25 protein-coding genes and 1 tRNA gene are annotated in these 19631 nt (G+C 64.0%); 14 read left to right on the top strand and 12 right to left on the bottom strand.

All coding sequences use genetic code 11. The features are described 5' to 3' along the window. Positions 1–16 precede the first annotated feature (16 nt). Both hisI and B8784_RS13650 read right to left on the bottom strand, forming a co-directional pair. Positions 17–418, bottom strand: a complete 402-nt coding sequence (gene hisI, locus B8784_RS13655) for a phosphoribosyl-AMP cyclohydrolase (RefSeq protein ID WP_084398501.1) — start codon at positions 416–418, stop codon at positions 17–19. Then, positions 418–1611: a CaiB/BaiF CoA transferase family protein gene (locus B8784_RS13650; RefSeq protein ID WP_084398500.1), complete on the bottom strand. Its 1194-nt coding sequence runs from the start codon at positions 1609–1611 to the stop codon at positions 418–420. Before B8784_RS13650 ends, hisI begins: the two co-directional genes overlap by 1 nt. 29 nt (positions 1612–1640) lie before the next feature. On the opposite strand from B8784_RS13650, the gene B8784_RS13645 reads away from it, so the two are divergent. Both B8784_RS13645 and B8784_RS13640 read left to right on the top strand, forming a co-directional pair. Beyond that, the gene (locus B8784_RS13645; RefSeq protein WP_084398499.1) at positions 1641–2537 is read left to right on the top strand and encodes a hydroxymethylglutaryl-CoA lyase; all 897 of its coding nucleotides are present in this window, start codon (positions 1641–1643) and stop codon (positions 2535–2537) included. Between the two features lie 103 nt (positions 2538–2640). After that, positions 2641–3435, top strand: a complete 795-nt coding sequence (locus B8784_RS13640) for an SDR family NAD(P)-dependent oxidoreductase (protein ID WP_084398498.1) — start codon at positions 2641–2643, stop codon at positions 3433–3435. 5 nt (positions 3436–3440) lie between these two features. Here the strand turns inward: B8784_RS13640 and B8784_RS13635 are convergent, their stop codons facing one another. Both B8784_RS13635 and gloB read right to left on the bottom strand, forming a co-directional pair. Next, on the bottom strand, positions 3441–3881 hold the full coding sequence (locus B8784_RS13635; protein WP_084398497.1) for a cupin domain-containing protein: 441 nt from the start codon (positions 3879–3881) through the stop codon (positions 3441–3443). A 2-nt stretch (positions 3882–3883) separates the two neighbouring features. Beyond that, entirely contained in the window at positions 3884–4645 is a 762-nt protein-coding gene (gene gloB, locus B8784_RS13630) for a hydroxyacylglutathione hydrolase (RefSeq protein ID WP_084398496.1), read from the bottom strand. A gap of 45 nt (positions 4646–4690) precedes the next feature. Here gloB and B8784_RS13625 point away from each other — a divergent pair, with 45 nt between their 5' ends. Together B8784_RS13625 and B8784_RS13620 are read left to right on the top strand one after the other, a co-directional pair. Further along, positions 4691–5524 carry a class I SAM-dependent methyltransferase gene (locus B8784_RS13625; RefSeq protein ID WP_084398495.1) on the top strand — a complete coding sequence of 278 codons (834 nt, stop codon included), beginning with the start codon at positions 4691–4693 and terminating at the stop codon, positions 5522–5524. A gap of 5 nt (positions 5525–5529) precedes the next feature. Continuing rightward, positions 5530–5874, top strand: a complete 345-nt coding sequence (locus tag B8784_RS13620; RefSeq protein WP_084398494.1) for a P-II family nitrogen regulator — start codon at positions 5530–5532, stop codon at positions 5872–5874. 64 nt (positions 5875–5938) lie between these two features. Here the strand turns inward: B8784_RS13620 and B8784_RS13615 are convergent, their stop codons facing one another. Both B8784_RS13615 and metX read right to left on the bottom strand, forming a co-directional pair. Continuing rightward, positions 5939–6544 carry a methionine biosynthesis protein MetW gene (locus B8784_RS13615; protein WP_084398493.1) on the bottom strand — a complete coding sequence of 202 codons (606 nt, stop codon included), beginning with the start codon at positions 6542–6544 and terminating at the stop codon, positions 5939–5941. Further along, positions 6544–7680: a homoserine O-acetyltransferase MetX gene (metX, locus tag B8784_RS13610; RefSeq protein WP_084398492.1), complete on the bottom strand. Its 1137-nt coding sequence runs from the start codon at positions 7678–7680 to the stop codon at positions 6544–6546. Before metX ends, B8784_RS13615 begins: the two co-directional genes overlap by 1 nt. 132 nt (positions 7681–7812) lie before the next feature. Between metX and B8784_RS13605 the strand changes: the two genes are divergently transcribed. The 4 genes from B8784_RS13605 (at position 7813) to B8784_RS13590 (ending at position 11510) form a co-directional block, all read left to right on the top strand. Further along, the gene (locus B8784_RS13605) at positions 7813–8634 is read left to right on the top strand and encodes an alpha/beta fold hydrolase (RefSeq protein WP_084398491.1); all 822 of its coding nucleotides are present in this window, start codon (positions 7813–7815) and stop codon (positions 8632–8634) included. A gap of 84 nt (positions 8635–8718) precedes the next feature. Further along, a complete protein-coding gene (gene hisC, locus B8784_RS13600; RefSeq protein ID WP_084398607.1) occupies positions 8719–9801 on the top strand; it encodes a histidinol-phosphate transaminase in 1083 nt (360 codons plus the stop codon). Further along, a complete protein-coding gene (locus tag B8784_RS13595; RefSeq protein ID WP_084398490.1) occupies positions 9802–10740 on the top strand; it encodes a prephenate/arogenate dehydrogenase family protein in 939 nt (312 codons plus the stop codon). Between the two features lie 290 nt (positions 10741–11030). Continuing rightward, positions 11031–11510: a CC0125/CC1285 family lipoprotein gene (locus tag B8784_RS13590; protein ID WP_084398489.1), complete on the top strand. Its 480-nt coding sequence runs from the start codon at positions 11031–11033 to the stop codon at positions 11508–11510. Here B8784_RS13590 and B8784_RS13585 read toward each other — a convergent pair. Together B8784_RS13585 and B8784_RS13580 are read right to left on the bottom strand one after the other, a co-directional pair. Beyond that, complete coding sequence (locus B8784_RS13585; protein ID WP_084398488.1) at positions 11507–12214, bottom strand: SDR family NAD(P)-dependent oxidoreductase; 708 nt, start codon at positions 12212–12214, stop codon at positions 11507–11509. The genes B8784_RS13590 and B8784_RS13585 overlap by 4 nt on opposite strands. Before the next feature lie 146 nt (positions 12215–12360). Then, a tRNA-Leu gene (locus B8784_RS13580) sits at positions 12361–12447 on the bottom strand. A gap of 88 nt (positions 12448–12535) precedes the next feature. Here B8784_RS13580 and B8784_RS13575 point away from each other — a divergent pair. After that, a complete protein-coding gene (locus tag B8784_RS13575; protein ID WP_084398487.1) occupies positions 12536–13138 on the top strand; it encodes an exopolysaccharide biosynthesis protein in 603 nt (200 codons plus the stop codon). Between the two features lie 90 nt (positions 13139–13228). Next, positions 13229–13750 carry a disulfide bond formation protein B gene (locus B8784_RS13570; protein ID WP_084398486.1) on the top strand — a complete coding sequence of 174 codons (522 nt, stop codon included), beginning with the start codon at positions 13229–13231 and terminating at the stop codon, positions 13748–13750. A gap of 8 nt (positions 13751–13758) precedes the next feature. Here the strand turns inward: B8784_RS13570 and B8784_RS13565 are convergent, their stop codons facing one another. Beyond that, positions 13759–14223, bottom strand: coding sequence for a DUF3429 domain-containing protein (locus B8784_RS13565; RefSeq protein WP_084398485.1), 465 nt, complete (start codon positions 14221–14223; stop codon positions 13759–13761). A gap of 136 nt (positions 14224–14359) precedes the next feature. Here B8784_RS13565 and B8784_RS13560 point away from each other — a divergent pair, with 136 nt between their 5' ends. The 4 genes from B8784_RS13560 to lpdA all read left to right on the top strand — a co-directional run bounded on the left by B8784_RS13560 (position 14360) and on the right by lpdA (position 17519). Further along, entirely contained in the window at positions 14360–14995 is a 636-nt protein-coding gene (locus B8784_RS13560) for an Asp23/Gls24 family envelope stress response protein (RefSeq protein ID WP_084398484.1), read from the top strand. Positions 14996–15175: 180 nt separating this feature from the next. Further along, on the top strand, positions 15176–15562 hold the full coding sequence (locus tag B8784_RS13555; RefSeq protein WP_084398483.1) for a hypothetical protein: 387 nt from the start codon (positions 15176–15178) through the stop codon (positions 15560–15562). A gap of 106 nt (positions 15563–15668) precedes the next feature. Further along, positions 15669–16031, top strand: a complete 363-nt coding sequence (locus B8784_RS13550; RefSeq protein WP_084398482.1) for a hypothetical protein — start codon at positions 15669–15671, stop codon at positions 16029–16031. An 84-nt stretch (positions 16032–16115) separates the two neighbouring features. Then, the gene (gene lpdA / locus B8784_RS13545) at positions 16116–17519 is read left to right on the top strand and encodes a dihydrolipoyl dehydrogenase (RefSeq protein WP_084398481.1); all 1404 of its coding nucleotides are present in this window, start codon (positions 16116–16118) and stop codon (positions 17517–17519) included. Positions 17520–18140: 621 nt separating this feature from the next. Here the strand turns inward: lpdA and rpsP are convergent. The 3 genes from rpsP to B8784_RS13530 all read right to left on the bottom strand — a co-directional run. Next, on the bottom strand, positions 18141–18641 hold the full coding sequence (gene rpsP / locus B8784_RS22115; protein ID WP_084398480.1) for a 30S ribosomal protein S16: 501 nt from the start codon (positions 18639–18641) through the stop codon (positions 18141–18143). A gap of 136 nt (positions 18642–18777) precedes the next feature. Further along, positions 18778–19071: a chorismate mutase gene (locus B8784_RS13535; protein ID WP_084398479.1), complete on the bottom strand. Its 294-nt coding sequence runs from the start codon at positions 19069–19071 to the stop codon at positions 18778–18780. Continuing rightward, on the bottom strand, positions 19068–19631 hold a 564-nt coding region (locus tag B8784_RS13530; RefSeq protein WP_233356145.1), incomplete at its 5' end, for a hypothetical protein. The genes B8784_RS13535 and B8784_RS13530, both read right to left, overlap by 4 nt.

Below are 19631 nucleotides of genomic sequence, written 5' to 3'. Positions count from 1 at the left end.
ATTCCCAGACTTCTTCCTAATCCGCCACGGCGGTGAAGGAAAGCGTCTGCCCGTCTGCGTCGATACGCCGGTAGAAACAGCTCTTGCGATTGGTGTGGCAGGCGGCGCCTTCCTGATGCACTTTCAGGAGGATGGCATCCTGGTCGCAATCGACAAGAATCTCGGCGACCTCCTGGGTGTGGCCGGAGCTTTCACCCTTCACCCAGAGCGCCCCGCGCGAGCGTGACCAGTAGGTCGCCCGGCCGGTTTCGATGGTCTGCTGCAGCGCCTCGGCATTCATCCAGGCCAGCATCAGCACTTCGCCGGTGACCGCGTCCTGGGCGATGGCGGCGATCAGGCCGTTGGCATCGAATTTCGGCCGCAGCTGAAGCGTTTCGTCCTGCTGCTTGCCGCCAAGCGGTGTTTCGTAAAGGGCCATCAGATGATGCCTTTCTGTCTGAAGTCCGTTTGCGCGGCCTCGTCATAGCCGATCGCGGCGAGGATTTCGCCTGTGTTCTCGCCCAGCGCCGGACCGCCGGAAGAGACCCGGCCGGGGGTGTCGGACAGTTTCGGGAAGACGCCCTGCATCGGCACGTCCCCCAGCAGCGGCTGGGCGACCCGGATGATCGCCTCCCGCGCGGCGATATGGGCATCGGCCAGCATGTCCTTGGCGGTGTTCACCGGCCCGCAGGGCACGCCGTTCTCTTCGCACCGGGCGAGAACATCAGCGACAGTGTGCTGGCGTGTCCAGCCGGCGATCTTCTCGTCCAGCTCCAGCTGGTTCTCGCCGCGCGCATCATGGGTGGCATAGCGCGGATCGTCTGCCCAGTCGGCCCCGCACATTTTGGCCAGCCGCCGGAACAGCGTGTCCTGATTGGCGCCGATGATGACGAGGCCGTCCGAGCAGGGATAGACGCCGGAGGGTGCGACCTTGGGCAGGATCGGCCCGCTGCGCTCGCGCGTATGGCCGGCCAGCGCATATTCGGGGATCAGGCTCTCCATGAAGGCCATGACGGTCTCGTAGATCGCGGCATCGACGACCTGCCCCTTGCCGGAGCGTTCGCGGGCAAACAGCGCCATCATCGTACCGAGGGCGGCAAAGGTGCCGGTCATCGTGTCGCCCAGCGACACCCCGGCGCGGGCGGGCATCCGGTCCGGCTCGCCGATCAGGTGGCGCAGGCCGCCTTTCGCTTCGCCGACGCTGGCATAGCCCGCCTTGTGGCTTTCCGGGCCGGTCTGGCCGTAGCCGGAGATCCGGGTGATGACGAGGCGCGGATTGATCGCGTGCAGCACATCCGGGCCTATATTCCAGCGCTCCAGCGTGCCGGGGCGGAAGTTCTCGATCAGGACATCCGCGGTAGCAGCCAGTTCTTTCAACAGGGCTTGGCCTTCGGGTGTGCGCAGGTTCAGCGTCACCGATTTCTTGTTGCGCGCGATGATTGGCCAGAACAGGCTCTGGCCGTTGACCTTGGCCGCGCCCCAGCCGCGGGCAGGGTCAGGCGCGTCGGGGGCCTCGACCTTGATGACTTCGGCGCCGAAGTCTCCAAGCAGCTGGCCGCAAAAGGGCCCGGCGATGAGCTGGCCGAGTTCGATCACGCGAATCCCGTCCAAGGGTGGCTTTGGGTCTGTCATCTCACACCCAACAGCATTAGAAACACCTCATGACAAGACGCATTGATATTGTTGAGGTCGGCCCGCGCGACGGGCTGCAGAACGATCCGGGCAATCTGACGACGGAGCAGAAGCTCGAATTCATCGCGCGGCTGGAAGCGTGCGGCGTGAAGCGCATGGAATCCGGCAGCTTCGTCTCGCCCAAGGCTGTGCCGAAAATGGCCGACAGTGCCGAGGTGTTCATGGGCCTCGACCGCACGACCCCGACGCGCCACATCGCGCTGGCGCTGAACGAAAAGGGCGTGCGCCGGGCCATCGATGCGAAGGCCGACGAGATCAATTTTGTCCTTGTCGCGGGCGAAGGCTTCGGGCGCCGCAACCAGGGTATGAGCCCGTCGGAAAGCGCCGACATGCTCGCCCAGTGTGCGCCGCTGATCCATGAGGCCGGCATTCCGCTGTCGGCCACCATCTCGGTTGCCTTCGGGGACCCGTATGACGGCGAGGTGGACCCGGCGGTCGTCGCCAATCTGGCGGCTCGCGCCCAGCGCGCCGGCGTCGGTGAACTGGCGCTTGGCGACACGATCGGGGTGGCCTCGCCCTGGCAGGTGCGTGCGCTTATCGAGCGTGTCCTGATCGAGGCGCCGGACGTTTATCTGCGCATGCACTTCCACGACACGCGCGGGGCGGCGCTGGCCAATGTCACCGCCGCCATCGAGGAAGGCATCGACGTCATCGATGCCAGCTGCGGCGGGATTGGCGGTTGCCCGTTCGCCCCGGCCGCCACGGGGAATGTCGCGACCGAAGACGTGGTCTACATGCTGGAACGCTCCGGCTTCGACACGGGCCTCGATCTCTCGAAACTGATCGAGACCGCGAAATGGCTGGAGACCGTGCTCGGCCACGAAGTGAGCTCCAGTCTCAGCAAGGCGGGGCCGTTCCCGGCCTGAGGGTGTCCATGCCCCCACGTCAGACTTGCATGAGGTGAAACGCCTCGCTCTTCTCGTCTCAGACTATCCGCCGTGAGGGGCGGGAGGAGAGAGGAGGACGCCAATGGCGAAGCGGTTTGAAGGCCGGGTGGTCTGCATCACGGGCGCAGCCAAGGGGATCGGCCGGCAGGCCGCGCTGAGTTTCGCGGAAGAAGGCGCCATCCTTGTCGCGACCGATATCGAAACCGAGCCCGGTCAGGCGCTCGTGTCCGAGATCGAGGGCAAGGGCGGCCAGGCCCATTTCATCGCGCATGACGTCAGCTCCGAAGAGGCCTGGATTGGCGTCATGGCCGATATCCGCGAGCGGCATGGCAGGCTCGATGTTCTCATCAATAATGCCGGGATCGGCATGACCGGCCTTGTCCATGAGATGGAGCTGTCGCTCTGGCGCAAGATGATGTCGGTCAATGTCGACGGCGTCTTCCTGGGCGTGAAGCATGCCCTGCCGCTTATGCGGGCGGCGGGGACAGGTAATATCATCAACGTCTCGTCGGTGGCGGGCATCCGGTCGACGGCCAACTTCTCCTGCTATTGCGCGACCAAGGCCGCGGTGCGCAGCTTTACCAAGTCTGCCGCGCTCGAATGCGCGGCGGCGCAGGACGGCATTCGCGTCAATTCCATCCATCCCGGCATTATCTCGACGGCGATCTGGGACACGCTCATCGGCACCAGCGAGAACGAACAGGACAATATGCCGAGAGACGCGACGCTGGCCGGCATGACGGCAGAAGGCGTCCCGTTCGGCCGCACGGGCACGATCCAGGAAATCGTCAACGGCATGCTGTTCCTGGCGTCTGACGAAAGCAGTTACATGACCGGCGCCGAACTGGTCCTCGATGGGGGCCTGACGGCGGGGTGAATTGGCTAGACCTCTGGGCGCCAGCCGTCGGGGGCCAGTTCGAAGCCGGCAAAGTCGAAGCCGGGGGCGACGAAGCAGCTGACCAGCGTCCAGGCGCCGAGGCTTTCGGCGGTCTGCCAGTGGTCTTTCGGCACGACGAGATGCGGGCGCTGGCCGGCACGCAGGTCGGGCCCGAGCGTGTTGGCGGTCGCGCCCTTGCCGTCGGGCGGCGAAAGGGTCAGCGAAAGCGGCCCGCCGGCGTGCCAGGCCCAGACCTCGTCGGCATCGACGCGGTGCCAGGCTGAGAGCTCATCGGCTTGCAGCAGGTAATAGATCGTCGTGCAGGCGGCACGGCCGTCATTCGCGCTGCGGTACATTTCGGCGAAGTGGCCACCTTCCGGGTGCGGCTGCAGCCCGAGCAGGCGGATAATCTCGTTTGCGCCCAGATCGCCGGAAAGCGCCGGCATCGTCAGAAATTGTCCTTGCGCTGGCGGATCTCCGCAAAGGTCGAGACCGGGTCGCCGGGATGGCCCATGGCTGCCTGCATGGCCGGATCATCGGCGCGCAGGAAGGGGTTGGCCTCCAGCTCTCGCGAGAGCTGCGTCGGCACCGTCCAGTCGCCCTGCTGGCGCTTGTGCTTTACTTCCTCGGCATAGGCCGTCAGCGCCGCATTCTCCGGATCGACCGAGAGGGCGAACTTTGCGTTCGCGGCGGTGTACTCATGCGCGCAGTAGATGGTCGTCTCCGGCGGCAGCTGCTTCAGGCGCGCCAGGCTCGACCACATCATCTTCGGATCGCCCTCGAACACCTTGCCGCAGCCGAGCGCAAACAGCGCGTCGCCGACAAAGGCCAGCTTCGCCTCGGGAATGTGATAGGCGATATGGCCGAGCGTATGGCCCGGCACGTCGATGACATGGACGGTATAGTGGCCCAGCTTGACCGTGTCGCCGCCGCGCAGTTGCTCGTCGATGCCAGGGATTTTCTGCGCCTCGCCGGCCGGGCCGATGATCCGGCAGCCGGTCTCATCCTTGATCTTGAGGTTGCCCCCGGCATGGTCGGGATGCCAGTGAGTGTTCCAGATGGCATCGATCGTCCAGCCAAGCGCCGCGGCCTCTTCGAGATACTTGTCCCCGTCGGGGGTATCGATGGCCACCGTCATGCCGCTCTCACGGTCATGCGCAAGGAATCCGTAATTGTCATTGAGACATGGGAATTGGTGTACGTCGATCATGCCCCCATTTAACGCTATCAGGGTGGCACGAAACAAGGGTTTTTGATGAGACTGGCCGCAAGCGATCTCGATGCCTTCTATGCCAGCCGCCTCGGCGAGGCGGCCGTCTTCCTCATGATGAAGCGTATGGGCGATCTCTGGGGAGACTGTACCGGCCTCAATGTGCTCGGCATGGGCCATGCGCGCCCGCTGCTCAGTGGCTATGCCGGTACGGCGAAAGCCTGCATCTCGACAACGCCGCATCTGGGCGCGGAGACAGCCTGGGCGGCCACCGATCGCGGGGTCTCGACCTGCTTGGTCGATGAGGACCGCCTGCCGTTTGGCGACGGCACGTTCGAGCGGATCATCCTGCTGCATGCCATCGAGGAGGCCGACAGCCCGCGCGCGGTGCTGCGCGAGGCGTGGCGGGTGCTGGCGCCGGAAGGGCGGGTCCTGATTGCGGTGGCGAACCGAAAGGGGCTCTGGTCGCTGTTCGAGAACACGCCATTCGGCCATGGTCGCCCCTGGACCCGCCGCCAGCTTATCGCCTATCTCAACGACCATCTCTTTCAGGTCACCGCCAGCACGACGGCGGTTCATGTGCCGCCGATCCAATGGGGGCCGCTGGCCGGTGGTGCGGAAGGCTGGGAACGGGTCGGCGAGCTTTTCGTTCCGGGGTTCGGCGGTGTCGTGATGGTCGAAGCCGTCAAAAGGCTATATGCTCGTCCGGGCGGCGGTGCCGCGGCGCCTGTGACGGAATTGGCCGGCGGGCGCAAAGGAGCGGCACAACTGCCTAGAAAAGAGGCAGAGGTAAAAAGCGTTGAAAAACACCGGAAATCACGCGTTGACGCTTCAGTAACCGCGCGCTTTCATCAGACTGTTGCAGATTGGGAGGCTTAGGGGCCATGAAACTTATTACCGCCATCTTCAAGCCGAGCCGGCTTGATGCCGTTATCGACGCGCTGAGCGAGGCTGGCGTTGCCGGCCTGACCGTCTCGGAAGTGCGCGGTTACGGCCGCCAGCAAGGCAAGACGGAGGTCTATCGCGGCGCCGAGTATGAAGTCCGGCTGCTTCCCAAGGTCAAAGTCGAGGTGGCTTGCGCTGGTGGGGACGTGGACCGTCTCGCCGAAGCGATCATCGGCGCGGCAAACACCGGCACCATCGGTGACGGCAAGATTTTTGTGTCCGGGCTGGATTCGGTGACCCGTATCCGCACGGGCGAAAAAGACGAGCAAGCGCTCGCAAACTAGGCACGTCTCTCTATTCTCTGAGAGTGCATAAAGCCGGCTGGAGGTCAGGGGCCAGCCGGCTTTTCTATGTCCGGCGCAGATGCAGGATCACTTCGTCGGCGCCCCAGTTCAGGCGCGACAGGCCGGCGTCACGAAAGCCGCCCACACGGTTGCGGTGCATTGGCGCCATGGCCACGACCTCAAGCCCGAGCTCCGTCGACAGCTCGATCATGTCGCGCGCCGTTGAGGGGTGAAGCGCGCCTTCGTCATGCCAGGCGCGATGACCGGGCATGCGCCCGGAGGTCATCAGCGAGATGCGGCGCTGCCACAGGCCGAAATTCCGGAACGACACGATCATTTCCGGCGCGATGCGCGCCAGCTCCTGCAGCACGAAAACCGGCCGGCGCATCTGCTGGATCGCCTTGGACAGGATGGCGACATCGAACCCATTGTCCGGAAAGACGCCGAGATCGCTGTCAGCATCGCCCTGAATGACGGAGAGGCCACGCGCCAGCGCCACGCCGGCATCGGCCGCCGAGAGTTCGAGGCCACGGGCATTCACATGCTTCTCACTCTGAAGCAGGGCGAGCAGGTCGCCATTGCCGCAGCCGACATCGAGGACGCGCGCGCCTTCGGGCACGCGGGTCGCGATGGCCAGGTGGTCGGCCCGGATCGATTGGGTCTCAGCCATCAGATGCCCCGCCTGTCGGCGCTGGCGGACAGGAAGCCGGCCAGGGCTTTTTCATAGATGGGCTCTTCCAGCAGGAAGGCGTCGTGGCCCTTGTCGGACTCGATCTCGAGATAGCTGACCTCGGCACCGGCCGCGGCCAGGGCGCGGGTGATCTCGCGGCTGGCTTGCGGTGGATAGTGCCAGTCCGATGAGAAGGAGAAGAGGCAGAAGCGCACCGGCGTGCCCCGGAAGGCTTCGGCCAGCCGGCCGTCATAGCGTCCGGCGAGGTCGAAATAATCCATGGCGCGCGTGACATAGAGATAGGAATTGCCGTCGAAGCGGTCGACGAAAGAATGGCCCTGATAGCGCAGATAGGATTCGACCTGGAAGTCGGCATCGAAGCTGAAGCTTGCCTGGTCTCGGTCCTGCAGGCCACGGTCGAATTTCCGTTTCAGGGCCGATTCCGAGACATAGGTGATGTGCGCGGCCATGCGGGCAATCGCGAGTCCGCGGCCGGGCCGGCGGCCTTCGGCGAGATAATGCCCGTCGCACCAGTCCGGATCCGCCATGATGGCCTGGCGGCCGACCTCGTAAAAGGCGATGTTCTGGGCTGAATGGCGCGCCGCTGTCGCAATCGGCACGGCGGTAAAGACCCGTTCCGGGCTTTGCACCGCCCATTCGAGCGCCTGCATGCCGCCCATCGAGCCACCCATCACCGAGAAAAGCGTGTCGATGCCGAGCGCGTCGATGAAGGCGCGCTGCGCGCGGACCATATCGGAAATGGTGATGACCGGAAAGTGCGTGCCCCATGGCTTGCCGTCCGGGCCGATCGAGGCCGGGCCCGTTGTGCCCATGCAGCCGCCGAGCACATTGGTGGCGATGACGTAGAACCGGTCGGTGTCGATTGGCTTGCCGGGCCCGATCATGCGCGGCCACCAGGCCGGTCGGCCCGTCACGACGTTTTCCGAACCTGCAAACTGGTCGCCCGTCAGGGCGTGGCAGACAAGGATGGCGTTCGACTTGTCGGCATTGAGTTCGCCCCAGGTCTCATAGGCGACGCGCACGGTTTCGAGCCGCTCGCCGCAGTCGAGCGGCAGCGGGTCCGGCAGCGTCAGGTATTGTACCTCGCTCAGAGGAATACGGCCTGTGTCTGGCATAGAGCGCCTGAGGTGTCCGGACTGAGCCCGGAAGTCAAGAAGTCACGCTTGTATGACGCCCGGTCAGGAACGTCACTGCCTGATTTTCATTGCCTTCATATCGAACACCCATCAGGCAGGAAGGATCTGGACATGCCCTATATCAAAGGCGCCAACGACACCGACATCTATGTGAAGGACTGGGGCGAAGGCCGCCCGGTCATTCTTATCCATGGCTGGCCGCTCAATGCCGACAGCTGGGAATACCAGGCCGTCAAGCTGGCAGAGGCCGGCTACCGGGTCATCTCCTATGACCGGCGCGGCTTTGGCCGTTCCGAACAGCCCTGGAGCGGTTATGACTATGACACCATGTCGGATGACCTGGCCGCAGTGATCGACCAGCTCGGCCTGAAGGATGCGATGCTGGCCGGTTTCTCCATGGCCGGCGGCGAGGTCTGCCGCTACATGTCCCGGCACAATGGCAAAGGCGTGAAGCAGGCCGCGCTGATCGCCTCGATTGCGCCTTACATGCTGCAGACAGATGACAATCCGGACGGCGCGCCGATTGATGTTTTCGAAGGCATCAAGGCGGAGCTGCGCCAGAACCGCCAGCAATTCCTGGCCGGTTTCTTCAAGGATTTCTATGGCGTCGGCACCGAGGGCGGCGGTGTTTCGCCCGAGGTGATCGACTGGTCGTGGCAGATGGCGATGATGGCGTCTCCCAAGGCGACGCTCGACTGTGTCGATGCTTTCGGCAAGACCGACCTCAGGCCCGATGTGGACGGGATCGACGTTCCGCTTCTGGTGATCCACGGGACAGGCGACCAGACGGTGCCGATCGATGCGACCGCGCGCCAGGCCGTCAAGCGCGCGAAGAATGCGACGCTCAAGGAGTATGATGGCGCCCCGCACGGCCTGACGGCAACGCATTCCGGACAGCTCGTCACCGATCTAACGGAATTCCTGAAAGCATAGATTTGCCCCGGTCATCCGCACCCGGCGGCTTGATTTTCCCATCCGTTTTGACCACGAGGATGGCGAAGAAGGGAGCCAATGCGTATGACCGGGCCAAAGCCGCTTTCGAATATTCTTGAGATCACGCCTTACAAGGGCGGGCAAAAACTCGACCATGGCTGGAAGCTGTCCTCGAACGAGAACCCGCTCGGGGCCAGCCCTGAAGCCCATGAGGCGCTGCTGAAGGCGGCCGAGCATGTCGAGATCTATCCGGACGGATCGGCCTTCGCGCTGCGTCAGGCGCTCGGCAAGAAATATGGCATCGATCCGGACCGGATCGTCTGCGGCGCGGGCTCCGACGAGATTTTCCAGCTGCTTGGCCGCGCCTATCTGCAGCCGGGCGACGAGATCATCCAGTCGCAGCACGGCTTCCTGGTCTACAAGCTGGTCGCCCAGCAGGCCGGCGCCAAATGCATCAGCGCGCCGGAGACCAACCTCACCGCCGATGTCGATGCCATCCTGGGGTGCGTGACCGACAAGACGAAGATCGTCTTCCTCGCCAATCCGAACAATCCGACGGGCAGTTATGTGCCGTACGATGAGGTCAAGCGGCTGCACAAGGGGCTGCGCGACGACATCCTGCTGGTGCTGGACGGGGCCTATGCCGAATATGTCCGCCAGAACGATTATGCCGCCGGCATGGAGATGGCGGGCGAGGAGCCGAACGTGCTCGTCACGCGCACCTTCTCCAAGATTCACGGGCTGGCCGGCCTTCGGGTCGGTTGGGCCTATGGGCCGGAAAGCGTGATCGATGCGATCCACCGCGTGCGCGGACCGTTCAACGTCAATTCGCTGGCCCAGGCCGCCGCGATTGCCGCGCTTGGCGACGACAGCTTCGTCACCAGGTCAGCCGATCACAACAATTCCGAACTCGACCGGATGAAGCCGGCGCTCGAGACGATGGGCTACAAGGTCTATCCGAGCGTCTGCAACTTCCTGCTGATCGAGTTCGAGGACAAGGACGGCAAGCGTGCGGCGGATGCCGACGCCTTCCTGCGCTCCCGCGGGATCGTGATCCGCGATATGGTCGCCTACGGCCTGCCGAAATGCATGCGCCTGACCATCGGCACAAAGGAAGGGAATGACGAAGTGCTTGAGGCCTTCGAGGCATTCGCGAAGGCAGACTGAATGGTGGAGGCGCCCCTCTTCGACCGGGTCGCCATTATCGGCGCCGGCCTGATCGGCTCGTCCATCGCGCGGGCCGCCCGCGAGACGGGGGCCGCGCGATCGCTGGTGCTCTATGACCGGAGCGAGGATGTGCGCGAGGAAGCGTCCCGTCTCGGTCTCGGCGAGGTCGCCGGCACACTCGAAGCCGTCTGCCGCGATGCCGATTGCGTGATCCTCTGCGTGCCGGTTGGCGCTGTGGAGGAGACGGCGGCTGCGATCGCGCCATATCTGAAGCCCGGCGCTATCCTGACCGATGTGGGCTCGGTGAAGGAGAGCCCGCTCAATGCCATGAAGGCGCATTGCCCGGCGAGCGTGCACCTTATTCCGGGTCACCCGATTGCCGGGACAGAAAAGTCCGGCCCGGCCGCCGGCTTTGCCACGCTCTTCCAGAATACCTGGCATATCCTGACCCCGCTGCCGGATGAAAACGAGGCGTACAGAGGCGCGGTCGACCGGCTCGCTAGCTTCTGGGAAGCGCTCGGCTCGAGGGTCGAGATCATGGATGCCGCCCGGCACGACCGGGTGCTGGCGATTACGTCCCACCTGCCGCACCTGATCGCCTACAACATCGTGTCGACGGCCTATGACATGGAGAGCGTCGGCGAGGGCGAGGTGGTGAAATATTCCGCCGGCGGCTTCCGGGACTTCACCCGCATCGCCGCCTCCGACCCGACCATGTGGCGCGATGTCTTCCTCCATAACAAGGAGGCCGTGCTGGAGACGCTGGGCCGGTTCAGCGAGGACCTTGCTGCCCTGCAGCGTGCGATCCGCTGGGGCGATGGCGATACGCTGATGCAGGAATTCGCGCGCGCGCGCGGCATTCGCAAGGCGATCATCGAAGCCGGTCAGGACACCGCTGAAACCAATTTCGGGCGCAACCGGAACGGAAAGAAAGACTAGGCGCGGGAGAAAGCGGGCGGAACGGGCGCTGTCCCCTTCGCGTCACCGTTCCGCCACAGGCTTTCTGCCGTATGGATGCGCTCGGGGCCTGCCAGATGTAGACAGGGTGGCAAGCCGGCGCGAACCCGCACAGCGCCTCTTGCCGGGATCGGGGAAGCCCGGCGCGCTGTATGATTCATCCTAGGACACCGAAGCTGAACCTCGCCGGAACCCCGGCGTTGCCGTGCGTTCATCTCGTAGAGTCCACAACAGGCTGGCCCCTTTCAGACTTCCATGGCAGGATTGACCACATGATCAGATCCATCTTTCTCGCAGGTGCGCTCACGCTCGGTGTCGCTGCTTGCACGACCACCAAGCCCTACGGTCCGGCCACCTCTTCCTCGGCGCAGGGCTATCTCGTCCAGCCGATCGAATCGAACCGCTACCGCGTCAGCTATACCGCGCTCGACCCGCAGACCGCGCGGCGCTATGCGCTGCGCCGGGCGGCTGAAGTGACGCTGGACAATGGCGGCGAGTGGTTCCGCGTCGTGCATGGCTATACTGAAATGGAAGGCTCGCGTGGCGGCGGCTCGTCTGTCTCCGTCGGTGGCTCCAGCGGGAGCGGCTATTCCGGGGTCGGCGTCGGTGTCGGCATCGGCCTGCCGCTCGGCGGTGGCTCGGAGAAGACGACCGAAAGCCTCGAAATCATTACCGGCACCGGGATTAAGCCCGACGATGCGGAAGTCTATGACGCCAATGCCGTCATGATGAACACGGCCGGGCCGGCCTAGGGCAGGATTTCCTCGCCTTTCCAGTCAAACACCCGGCCGGAGCTTTCCGGCGTCAGGCCGTCCAGTACGTCGAGCAGATAGCCCGCTGACTGGTCAGGGGTGAAGAGCTGCTTGTCCGGCACATTCGCCTGGAAGGGCGCCGAGAGCGCGGTATCGACCGTGCCCGGATGCAGGCCGACGCAGATGGCGTCTGCATTCTTGCGGCCCCATTCAATCGCGAAATTTCGGATCAGCATGTTGAGCGCGGCCTTGGAGGCGCGGTAGGCGTGCCAGCCGCCAAAGCCGTTGTCGCCGATCGAGCCGACCCGGGCCGAGAGGGCAGCGAAGACGGCCCGGCCCTCGCGCGGCATCTTCGGCAGAAAGTGTTTCGCGACCAGGCCGGGGCCGAACGTGTTCAGCCGGAAAACCTCCTCATAGGCGGGCATCGACTGGTGGCGCCAGGATTTCTCCGGCTGCAGCCGGTCCCCATCGGAGAGAATGCCGCTTGCGACAATGACAAGGTCCGGGTCGCCGACAGTTCCGGCTGCCGCGGCGATGCTCTCTTCGTCGAGAATGTCGATGCGGCCGGGCGCTATGCCGGCCGGCCAGTCCCCGCCGCCGGAGCGGGACAAAGCGTGGATGGGCTTGCCATAGCCTCTCTCCTTCAGGCCGAGCGTGAGGGCCCGGCCGATCCCGCCTGTGGCGCCGATGATGACCGCGGACATGGTGGTCTCCCGTGATGGCTGTGACGGGTGAGCTAGGGCGGAGAGGAGAAAAGAAAACGCCGAGGATCCGGAGCCCCTGCCGGGGCATTTTTATCCTATTTTCGATTCACTGGATCGAAAATTTTGCGAAGCAAACCGGATAAAAATGGTGCCCCGGGCCGGACTCGAACCGGCACTCTGTTGCCAGAAACGGATTTTGAATCCGTCGCGTCTACCAATTCCACCACCGGGGCCAATCTGCGGGCAATTGCCTGTGCCTTACCTCACTTCGTGCGTCAATCACCTCGACCAGTCGCTCAAAGCGGGATAGGCGTCTTTCCCATGACCCATGACCCGGCCCCGCGGACCTTTCTTCAGTCGATCGAAGCGATGGCGGCCGAAGCGCCGGAGGAGGGCTTTTCGCTGCGCCAGATCTTCGACCGGCTGGATGAGCGCGCCTTCGGGGCCGCGCTTTTCATCCTGGCGCTGCCGTGCTGCATCCCGTTCCTCTATGGCGTGCCGCAGGTCGTCTCGCTGCCCATGATGGTACTGGCCGGGCAGATGGTGGCAGGCCGCGAGGAGCCCTGGCTGCCGCACAAGTTCGGCGAGCGCATGATCAACAAGAAGGGGCTGACCCGCACCGCGCAGGGCGGGCGCAAATGGTTCGGCTGGCTGGAGGCGATTGCCCGCCCGCGTTTCACCTTCCTGATGGGCGCGCGCGGCGAGCGGATTATCGGCTTCTTCCTGGTCTTCTTCTGTGCCTCCATCCTCGTGCCCCTGCCATCGACCAATACGGTGCCGGGCGTCGGGGTCGCGATTGTCGCCTTCGGCCTGATGGCGCGCGACGGTGTGCTCGTCATCCTCGGTTCGATTATCGGAACCGCCTGGATCCTTACGCTCCTGGCTCTGGTAAGCCTCGGGGTCCGCACCCTGACGGGGGTTTGAGCGCCTCCGCGCTCCATCGCCGCATTGCGCCATATTGGCGCCACGGTCATTGTCCACTGCAGGGCACTTCGTAATTAAGGTGAGGGACGAATGACCGCCGCACTTTCGCCGGTTCTGGAGACGTGGCGCTGGCCGCTGCTTGCACTGCTTGCATCTGGCGCAATGCTGGCGACGGCGCATGCCTTTGAGCATTTCGCCTATCTCCTGCCTTGTCCGCTCTGTTTGCGCCAGCGTGAGGTCTACTGGGCGGCGATCGCCATGGCGGCGACCGGGCTGGTGCTCTGGAATATCCGCCAGAACCGGCGCTTTCTGGTCGCCTTCAATGTGATGCTGGCGCTTGTCTTCCTGACCGGGACGGTGGTGGCGGCCTTTCATGCCGGGGTCGAGTGGGGCTGGTGGCCGGCGCCGGCAGGGTGCGCGGTCGAGACGGTCGATGTCATGAACCTCGATCTCGGCAGCATTGACGAGCGCACGGCGACCTCTTCCTGCACGGATGCACCCTGGAGCCTGTTCGGCCTGTCCATGGCCGGCTGGAACGCGCTGGTCTCGCTCGGCCTGGCGCTGTTGAGCTTCCGGGCGGCGACCTTTGCCCTGCCCAGGGAAGCCGTCTGAGGCGCAGCCTAGAAAAGATAGACCTGGATCAGCCAGGCGCCTGCAAGGCTTCCGATGACGATCAGGCTGACGGTGAGACGGACCGGCTTGAACCAGCCCGGCACGGCCTGCGAGGACCAGTCCCAGACAAGCTGCAGGGCGAAGAGGGCGGCAAAGGCCAGATACCATTCCGCGTGCTGGCTCGCCGAAAGCAGGGTGGCGGCCGGGACGATGACCCAGCCCGCCAGCGCCGGCAGGACCGACAGGACGAGCACGCTCGGATGGGTCTGCGATTGCGCCAGCGCCATGCCCCAGCGAATGCCGCCGAGAAAACTCAGGATGACGGCCGCGTAGACCTGCAGCCAGAAACCAGCCGTTGCATTGGTGGGTGCTTCCAGAAAGGCCATCGCGATGGCGAGGCCGATAAAGGGCAGGGCGCCCGCGAGGGTGAGCCCGGTCGCCGTGCGCCGGAGGGAGGTCGATGCAGCACTCATCTTTCCGCAAATATGTCACGGCGCGCGCCTGTCCAAGCCGGGATGGCGAATTCGTGAACACAACCTTTCCGATGATCTGAAAATCCGGCGCAACCATTCATGTGGCATAAATGGTAAATGCCGTAGGTAGGATGGTATGCAGCGCCGTCTCATCGCTCTCCTTATTTCGGGTGTCGCCATCGTGTTCGCGTTTGGCGCGCTGACGGCTATCCGCTGGCCGAGCATCATGATGTTTCTGAGCCTGTTCTTCCATCCGGATCCGGCGCTTGGCTTCAACAATATCAACTGGCGCGAGCTCGGCTTTGCCTATGGCGCGCCCTATTTCCTCGCCTCGCTCTGTTACTATGCCGCTTCGGTTTGCGTTGCCCGGCGCGGGAAGGGATCGATCCTCTGGTATGCCATGGGCATGGCCGCTTCGATCCCGGTTTTCTACCTCGTCGATTTCGAAGCCGGCTGGTGGCGCGATCCGAGCGGGCCGGAAGGCATGGTCGCCGGTGGCGGTGTGATCGTCCTGATGCTGGGCCTCGCCGTGGTCCTTCTGCGCCATCGCAAGCCGCGGACGGTCGAGGAGGCAGTCGAGACCGGAGAGGGCAGTGTGACTCTCAGCCAGGAGCAGTTCGAAGCGCTCATGGCGCGGGGCGAGACGAAATCCGGGGCTGAGCCCATTCCCGCCAAGCCCCGCCGGCGCCAGCCCATGCCGGCCGCTATCGCGCGCCAGCGCGCGCATTTCGCCGCCGAAGGCCGGCGCATGCGGGCCCGTCGCGGACGCTGAGGTTGAGCCTGTTTCGGCCAGATTGTGGCAATCCGACAGGTCTTCTTCACAAACTGTTGAGGCCGAGGGCGTAAGCTTATCTCCTGAAGCGTTTTGAAAACGGCCAGAACCGGAAAGGGAGGACCCATGCGATTCCGGCAGTTCTGCGGATTTTGCCTTGGTCTCCTGGGGACCTGGTGCATGTGGCAACTGGGTGTCGGGCTGGCGCACTTCATCCACGCCACCGTCGATATCTCCATCCCGTCCATCATGGTCGAACCGACCATCGTCATGCGCACGACCTCGGCCGTGGCGGCCTTCCTGGCCGGTCTCGCCGCCCTGACGGAACGCAAGGGCGGGGCCTGGCTCGCCGGGATTTCGACCTTCCTGTTTGCCTGTGTCACGCTCGAGATTTTCCACGGCAACTATAACATCGATGTCTGGCGCGATGATTATATCTATCTTTCCATCTTGACCGTGCTCTTCCTGACGCTCGTCGTCTTCCGCCGCGAAGAGGCCGAGAGGGAAGAGGGGATGACAGACGCCCTCTCCGATGAAGTCCACTCCGATACGGCCGGCGCCTGGTAGCGGGCGCCCGCCGCGCACAGCCTGACCGGTGCGCCCCACTTGAAAAGCCCTGCAATTCAGCCTTGGATACAGCCGCACGACCGGGGTGTATCGGGAGGACAACCTCATGCTGATCAGGCGGCTGGCAGGGCTCGTCGGGATTGCCGTTTCCGGGTGGATGTTCTGGAAGACGGTCCATCCGATCATGCGCCAGATCTCTTTCGGCAGCGACCTGATGACGGAGCTGTTCTATCCGCCGGTCTCCTTCCTGCGGCTGATTGCGACCTCGCTGATGATCCTGGGCGGGCTGCTGGCCGTGCTGACCGCGCGCCTCGATGCCTGGGTGTTCTCGGCCGGGGCTGTCCTGTTCGCGGCGATGACGGCGCTGATGGTCACCCAGGCCGACCCGTCGCTCTGGTCGGACGAGGCGATCCTCGCGCCCTTCCTGCTCGTGATCGCCGGCGTGCTGGTATTTTGCCACAGGAAATGAGGCGCAAGGCGCATTGATTTCGTAGCGTCAATGCTTAGGTTCGCGGTCGATCAAACACCACTGACCTTCTGAGGCGGAATTTCCATGGCAGACACCTATGACGTCGTCATTATCGGGGGCGGACCCGGCGGCTATAACTGTGCAATCCGGGCCGGCCAGCTTGGCCTGAAGACGGCCATCATCGAGAAGCGCGGCACGCTCGGCGGCACCTGCCTCAATGTCGGCTGCATTCCGTCCAAGGCGCTGCTGCATGCCTCCGAACTCTTCGAGGCCGCGCAGACCAATTTCGCAGACCTCGGCATCAAGACCGGAAAGGTCGACCTCGATCTCAAGCAGATGATGAAGCAGAAGGATGAGGCGGTGAAAGGCCTCACCCAGGGCGTCGAATTCCTGATGAAGAAGAACAAGGTCGACTACATCAAGGGCTTCGGCAAGATTGCCGGAAAAGGCAAGGTCGAGGTCGATGGCGCCGACGGCAAGTCGCAGACGCTCGAGGCCAGGAACATCGTGATCGCGACGGGCTCCGAGCCGTCCACCCTGCCGAACATCGAGATCGACGAAGAGCGTATCGTCACCAATACCGGCGCCATCGCGCTGAAGGATGTGCCGAAGAAGCTGATCCTGATCGGGGCCGGCGTGATCGGCCTGGAGCTCGGCTCGGTCTGGTCGCGGCTCGGCGCAGAGGTCACCGTGGTCGAGTATCTCGACCGCATCATGCCGGGCGCCGACAATGAGGTCGCCAAGGAATCCCAGCGCATCTTCAAGAAGCAGGGGCTGGACTTCCGTCTCGGCCAGAAGGTCACCGGCGTGGAAAAGCTCAAATCCAAGCTGAAGCTCTTCATGGAGCCGGCCAAGGGCGGCGACGAGGAAGTGCTCGAAGCCGATGCCGTGATCGTGGCCGTTGGCCGCCGGCCCTATACCGAAGGCCTCGGCCTGGAAAATGTCGGCGGCAAGACCGACAAGCGCGGCGTCATCGAGACCCAGGACCACTTCAAGGTTGCCGACGGTGTCTGGGCGATCGGCGATTGCATTGCCGGCCCGATGCTGGCCCACAAGGCCGAGGATGACGGGGCGGCTGTGGCCGAACTGATCGCCGGCAAGGCGGGCCATGTCGACTATGATCTCGTCCCGTCGGTCGTCTACACCAATCCGGAGATCGCCTGGGTCGGCAAGACCGAAGAGCAACTCAAAGAGGCCGGCATCGAGTACAAGAAGGGCAAGTTCCCCTTCCAGGCCAATTCGCGCGCGCGCACCAATCACGAGACGCTCGGCTTCGTGAAGGTGCTGGCCGACGCCAAGACCGACCGCATTCTCGGCGCCCACATGGTCGGCGTCGGGGTCGGCGAGATGATCCACGAGATCTGCGTCGCCATGGAGTTCGGCGCAGCCTCCGAAGATGTCGCCCGCACCTGCCACGCCCACCCGACCCTGTCGGAAGCCATCCGCCAGGCCGCCATGGGCGTCGAAGGCTGGACGATGCAGATGTAAGCCTTCTTGGCTTTGATCCCCGCTCCGGCTTCGCCTGCGCGATGGATCGCGCTCAGGGCTGCTGCCCGATCACCCCGGCGAAGGCCGGGGTCTCAGGCGATTGAAGCGGTCCGCCTGCGGCACGGGATCCCGGCCTGCGCCGGGATGAGCGGCGTGAAAGCAGCACCAGATCCGCCACGCGGTCTCCCGCTGGCGCTCTCTCTCGCCCCGCAAAGACAGGGCCGGGCGCGTCCTGAAGGGACGCTGATGGACTGCCGCTCTTTCGAGACGGCTATGAGCGCCCATTGAGGACGCGCCCTGCGAAGGGTGTCGGCCGTTCGGGTGTCCCTTCCCGGCCCATCTCGGTAACGGTCTGCAACGCCAGGCTGCTGGCGTCCGCCTTCGTCCCACACGATGCTCACCGCACGGCAGGGGCGTTACGCCCTGCCCGCAGCCAAGTCACCTCCGCACCCCCACCGCCATCCGGCCGGTCCGGACCGCCCTGTCAGAGCGATGGGAGGACTGGGGTTATAGCTGGCGCGCGAAGGGGGCGGATGGATTTCCGCAAGTCCCGTAACAGGCGCAAAAAAAAGCCGGACAGTGTCCTGTCCGGCCTTAAGTCTAACGCGTTGAAAGACCGCCTTAGCTGGTCTTTTCCTCTTCGCCGGCCTCTTCAGCCGGAGCTTCCTCGGCAGCGGCCTCTTCGGCCGGAGCCTCTTCCTCAGCCGGAGCGTTCTTGGCCTCTTCGGCAGCCTGTTTGGCTTCTTCCTCGGCTTCCTTGCGGGCGGCTTCCTTGTCGGCGCGTTCCTGCACGCGCTCTTTCGCCTTCGTGCCCGGCTCACCCTTTTGCGGGTTGTTGCCGTGCTCCCAGGCATAGACCGGAGCGGAAGCGCCTTCGAGCGTGATCTTGCTCAGGAAGCGGGCGACGCGATCGGTCGGGATGGCGCCCTTGGCGATCCAGTCGGCGGCCTTGGCGCCATCGATCTTCACGCGGTCTTCGCGGTCCTTGGGCAGGCGCGGATCATAGGTGCCGATCTTCTCGATGTAACGGCCGTCACGCGGGGCGCGGGCGTCGGCGACGACGACCCGGTAGAAGGGCCGCTTCTTGGACCCGCCGCGGGCGAGCCGGATTTTGAGAGCCATGGTGTATCTCCTTAAGTGTCTTATGGCGTCTTCGTTTAGCGTTTGCTCGCAGCTGTTTGCCGGCTGAAGCCGGCAGCTGCTGCGCCTGCGCCTTGCTTGTGAGGGGCAAGATGCGGGCACGTCTTCTTCGGGACGGTCATTCCTGGCCCTCCCGGATTTTCTCGTGGTGGCGAATGACTTCGGCCACGATGAAATTGAGGAATTTCTCCGCGAAAGCCGGGTCCAGCCCGCTTTCTTCGGAGAGGCGTTTCAGCCGTTCGATCTGGCGGGCCTCGCGCGCCTTGTCGGCCGGCGGCATGTCATGCTTCGCTTTCAGGTGGCCGACCTGCTGGGTCAGCTTGAAGCGTTCGGCCAGCGTGTGCAGCAGGATCGCATCCATATTGTCGATGCTGGCGCGCAGGCGTTCGAGATCGGAGAGGGGGGCGGTCATTGGAAATGATCTCCGACTAGGTCTCTTGTGTATCCAAGCTCTGGTTGCCCGATCTGTGACGCATCGTCACCAATTTGAAATTCGATGGGCAGCAGAGTGTTGGCCCGACCAATTTCTGCACGTGTCCCAGTGAAGTGGAAGCGATGTCCAGCAAAGGAGAGTTCCGCAGCACTGCGAAACCACCGCGTAGTATTCTCTTTGCTCTCTTCAGGCAGATCTAGTCCCTCGAGTTCAGGATCATCATCGAAGGCTATGTTGCAGGCTGACGCTTGCGGAACAGGTATCCCGTTTGGCGGGATATCACCCCGAACGACACACTTTGCTTCGATAGCCACCGCCAGCAGCATCGGCGAGTAGGCGATGCCGCACTGTCTGACCAATGTGACGTCTGGCTCCAGCAAGAACTCTACATCGCGGCACGTGATGCCTTCTGCGGTTGCCGGCAGTTCAAAAAGGCCGGCATCGGTCGACATGAGTTCGTTTGTTTGCGCAGCCGCCACAACAGGCGTCTGCCAAATCGCGAGGAGGAGAACTCCTACAGCAGAGCGGAGAACAATACT

It is taken from the genome of Henriciella aquimarina, from assembly GCF_002088975.1.
Taxonomy (GTDB): Bacteria; Pseudomonadota; Alphaproteobacteria; order Caulobacterales; family Hyphomonadaceae; genus Henriciella; species Henriciella aquimarina.
This window is presented reverse-complemented; position numbering and strand designations above follow the sequence as displayed.

What these genes read in the sequence shown, in the direction of transcription:
- B8784_RS13645 (WP_084398499.1), top strand. Translation starts at nt 1,641, where the DNA reads ATGACAAGACGCATTGATATTGTTGAGGTCGGCCCGCGCGACGGGCTG.
- B8784_RS13555 (WP_084398483.1), top strand. Translation starts at nt 15,176, where the DNA reads ATGTGGCAACTGGGTGTCGGGCTGGCGCACTTCATCCACGCCACCGTC.
- B8784_RS13535 (WP_084398479.1), bottom strand. Translation starts at nt 19,071, where the DNA reads ATGACCGCCCCCCTCTCCGATCTCGAACGCCTGCGCGCCAGCATCGAC.
- B8784_RS13565 (WP_084398485.1), bottom strand. Translation starts at nt 14,223, where the DNA reads ATGAGTGCTGCATCGACCTCCCTCCGGCGCACGGCGACCGGGCTCACC.
- B8784_RS13640 (WP_084398498.1), top strand. Translation starts at nt 2,641, where the DNA reads ATGGCGAAGCGGTTTGAAGGCCGGGTGGTCTGCATCACGGGCGCAGCC.
- B8784_RS13650 (WP_084398500.1), bottom strand. Translation starts at nt 1,611, where the DNA reads ATGACAGACCCAAAGCCACCCTTGGACGGGATTCGCGTGATCGAACTC.
- hisI (WP_084398501.1), bottom strand. Translation starts at nt 418, where the DNA reads ATGGCCCTTTACGAAACACCGCTTGGCGGCAAGCAGCAGGACGAAACG.
- B8784_RS13605 (WP_084398491.1), top strand. Translation starts at nt 7,813, where the DNA reads ATGCCCTATATCAAAGGCGCCAACGACACCGACATCTATGTGAAGGAC.
- hisC (WP_084398607.1), top strand. Translation starts at nt 8,719, where the DNA reads ATGACCGGGCCAAAGCCGCTTTCGAATATTCTTGAGATCACGCCTTAC.
- B8784_RS13585 (WP_084398488.1), bottom strand. Translation starts at nt 12,214, where the DNA reads ATGTCCGCGGTCATCATCGGCGCCACAGGCGGGATCGGCCGGGCCCTC.
- B8784_RS13560 (WP_084398484.1), top strand. Translation starts at nt 14,360, where the DNA reads ATGCAGCGCCGTCTCATCGCTCTCCTTATTTCGGGTGTCGCCATCGTG.
- metX (WP_084398492.1), bottom strand. Translation starts at nt 7,680, where the DNA reads ATGCCAGACACAGGCCGTATTCCTCTGAGCGAGGTACAATACCTGACG.
- B8784_RS13575 (WP_084398487.1), top strand. Translation starts at nt 12,536, where the DNA reads ATGACCCATGACCCGGCCCCGCGGACCTTTCTTCAGTCGATCGAAGCG.
- B8784_RS13570 (WP_084398486.1), top strand. Translation starts at nt 13,229, where the DNA reads ATGACCGCCGCACTTTCGCCGGTTCTGGAGACGTGGCGCTGGCCGCTG.
- B8784_RS13635 (WP_084398497.1), bottom strand. Translation starts at nt 3,881, where the DNA reads ATGCCGGCGCTTTCCGGCGATCTGGGCGCAAACGAGATTATCCGCCTG.
- B8784_RS13595 (WP_084398490.1), top strand. Translation starts at nt 9,802, where the DNA reads ATGGTGGAGGCGCCCCTCTTCGACCGGGTCGCCATTATCGGCGCCGGC.
- gloB (WP_084398496.1), bottom strand. Translation starts at nt 4,645, where the DNA reads ATGATCGACGTACACCAATTCCCATGTCTCAATGACAATTACGGATTC.
- B8784_RS13620 (WP_084398494.1), top strand. Translation starts at nt 5,530, where the DNA reads ATGAAACTTATTACCGCCATCTTCAAGCCGAGCCGGCTTGATGCCGTT.
- B8784_RS13615 (WP_084398493.1), bottom strand. Translation starts at nt 6,544, where the DNA reads ATGGCTGAGACCCAATCGATCCGGGCCGACCACCTGGCCATCGCGACC.
- rpsP (WP_084398480.1), bottom strand. Translation starts at nt 18,641, where the DNA reads ATGGCTCTCAAAATCCGGCTCGCCCGCGGCGGGTCCAAGAAGCGGCCC.
- B8784_RS13625 (WP_084398495.1), top strand. Translation starts at nt 4,691, where the DNA reads ATGAGACTGGCCGCAAGCGATCTCGATGCCTTCTATGCCAGCCGCCTC.
- B8784_RS13550 (WP_084398482.1), top strand. Translation starts at nt 15,669, where the DNA reads ATGCTGATCAGGCGGCTGGCAGGGCTCGTCGGGATTGCCGTTTCCGGG.
- lpdA (WP_084398481.1), top strand. Translation starts at nt 16,116, where the DNA reads ATGGCAGACACCTATGACGTCGTCATTATCGGGGGCGGACCCGGCGGC.
- B8784_RS13590 (WP_084398489.1), top strand. Translation starts at nt 11,031, where the DNA reads ATGATCAGATCCATCTTTCTCGCAGGTGCGCTCACGCTCGGTGTCGCT.